General features: G+C 58.9%; 4 protein-coding genes. All 4 read right to left on the bottom strand.

The genetic code is table 11. The features are described from left to right. Window positions 1–741 (bottom strand): hypothetical protein (locus P0D89_RS52445; protein WP_408371020.1); only part of this gene is annotated, 741 nt, incomplete at its 3' end. Further along, window positions 741–935 (bottom strand): hypothetical protein, encoded by a 195-nt coding sequence (locus tag P0D89_RS52450; RefSeq protein ID WP_408371022.1) that lies wholly within the window; start codon window positions 933–935, stop codon window positions 741–743. The genes P0D89_RS52450 and P0D89_RS52445, both read right to left, overlap by 1 nt. A gap of 95 nt (window positions 936–1,030) precedes the next feature. After that, complete coding sequence (locus tag P0D89_RS52455; protein ID WP_408371024.1) at window positions 1,031–1,537, bottom strand: hypothetical protein; 507 nt, start codon at window positions 1,535–1,537, stop codon at window positions 1,031–1,033. A 10-nt stretch (window positions 1,538–1,547) separates the two neighbouring features. Then, on the bottom strand, window positions 1,548–2,085 hold a 538-nt coding region (locus P0D89_RS52460; RefSeq protein WP_408379535.1), incomplete at its 5' end, for a hypothetical protein.

Consider the following 2,085-nt stretch of genomic DNA (forward strand, 5'->3'; position numbering starts at 1 on the left):
ATATTTCCGCGTCAGGTAGCGGTTGAGGGACTTCAGCTTGCGACAGTCTTCCAGATCTAAACGGTCAGCGGCACAGATGCGGATGCGACGAGCCGAATTGACGCGACCGACATGAAGGTGACAGTTGCGCCGGCGTGCGAGCAATCCCCACGCTTCTGCCGTTGCTTCTTTCCACTCAGTCGATCCGCCGATGAAAATCCCAACGACGGGCGACAGGAGCGGCGCGACGTCCTCCAGTTGCATCCCGTTCTGCACCGCGATGAGCAGCTGTGACGGAATTCCCCGAAGACGTTCCTTCCAGCGCAACGAGAAGTCGAGCGACGCGAGACCTCCCTGCACGATGTCCGGGAGGACGATCCAGTCCGCGCGCTCGCCGAGCATTTCGACGACCGCCAGAAACGCGGATTCATCGAACGGCTCGCCACGCTGATACGCAGTCCACGCGCCGTTATCAATCGCATAGCGCATACCCTCTGTGCGATGTTCGCCTTTGGCCGAGACCAGAAGACGCCAGTCCGCATCGGAGAGGGCCTCGAGATTGCGACGCGTCCCCGTACGGCTTGCATAGCCCACCATCGGCGGGCGATGCATGGTCAGACGTTCCTCGATATCGGGATCGTCATCGGCACTGCCGTCAACGCAGTAGTAATCGGCGTAGGCCATGACAGCCTGTGCCCATCCCTGCTTTTGACCGACCGCATACGCCGAAAGCCAGCTCGGCTCGGTAAGCGCCGCACTCATCACGCTGCCCCCCGGCCGGGCGTCGGTCTGCCACCGATGACGAGAAATTCCTTCTCTTCCGCCGCCCGCTTCATGTTGCGCACCCACGGACGAACTTCATTCGGACACGTCGGCTGACCCTCGATGTACTTCATCGCTTCAGCTTCCGTTTCGAACTGTGCGGGATATGCGCCAGGAATTGCTGCTTCGAACATAGAAACTCCACAAGTGAATGCGGAGCGACCCCGGCGGGATCGCTTACCCGCGGGGTAAAAAGATGAACAGCTAATGGCAAGGAAGTCGGGGACGACTAGCCGAAATACCAACAGTTGCATTGACGAAGCGCGACGTGCTTCATTTGCAAGACGTAGTGCGACTCGATCGCGCCCCCGTCTTCCGCGTAGACGCGCGTGCAAATCGCATGAACGTCAGTCAGCAACTTGACGACGGCCTCGCCAACAACGCAGTCGGCTTCAATGCCCGCGATTTCTGGGCTAAGACCACACCAGAATTCGGCGTTGATGGCTTCGCGCACGGTGTTCGCCTTGCGCGGCGCGTCTTCTTTGTAATTGTCCAGGTACCCTTCGACGACGAACGCTAACGCTTCGTCGAACGTGACACCTTCGGCGTAGGCTTGGGCTTCGGAAGTCAGGTTTGCGGCAGGTTCGCCTTCGAGAAAGAACACACCTTCGTCGGGAATGCCTTCCAACGACCGCGCGTCAATGTGTAACCGGTCGGCGTCCGCTCCGGAATCGATGATTACACCCGCGTCTTGCATGCGCATTGCGGCGGCTTTGATTCGTTGTGCAGTGTTCATGTTCAACGCCTCACGAACAGGACTTTGGATGGGTCGCCGGAGATGCGACCATCCTGCTGGCAGGGGATGTCGACGGATGCGTTGAAAAGTCCGATAGCTCTTTGACCATCTGGCGATAGCTGATCAGGCCTTCCTGATGCTTTTGCATGATCGCCGCACGACGTACTCCTATCGCCCAACGGTTAGTCGATCCGACGCGATCCAGCGCTCCTGGATCGGTCACGCAATAGCCCATGCGAAGCATGTCTTCGACCGCCTCTTCGATGGAGTCGAAGCATAGATGGCCAACGAATCCGTCCTGGTCGAACTGTTGAATGCGCCACGCCTTTACGCCAGACGAATCCGGAAGCACGAATGCCCAGGAGTCGCGGTCCTTGATGCGGCACTCAATCCCTGCCGGGTGACCGTCAAACGCTGACATGAGACGGTGGTAGGCAATCTGCAGGGGACGGGCGACGTCGCGCAAGTGACGCGCGAAATCTGCAGGCAAGTCTCTCATGCAGGTTCTGTCGCAATAACGATGTCGCGGTAAAGTTCGGGCTGCACTA

The organism is Paraburkholderia sp. RL18-085-BIA-A (genome assembly GCF_046027075.1).
In the GTDB taxonomy this organism is placed as follows: domain Bacteria; phylum Pseudomonadota; class Gammaproteobacteria; order Burkholderiales; family Burkholderiaceae; genus Paraburkholderia.

What these genes read in the sequence shown, in the direction of transcription:
- P0D89_RS52450 (WP_408371022.1), bottom strand. Translation starts at nt 935, where the DNA reads ATGTTCGAAGCAGCAATTCCTGGCGCATATCCCGCACAGTTCGAAACG.
- P0D89_RS52455 (WP_408371024.1), bottom strand. Translation starts at nt 1,537, where the DNA reads ATGAACACTGCACAACGAATCAAAGCCGCCGCAATGCGCATGCAAGAC.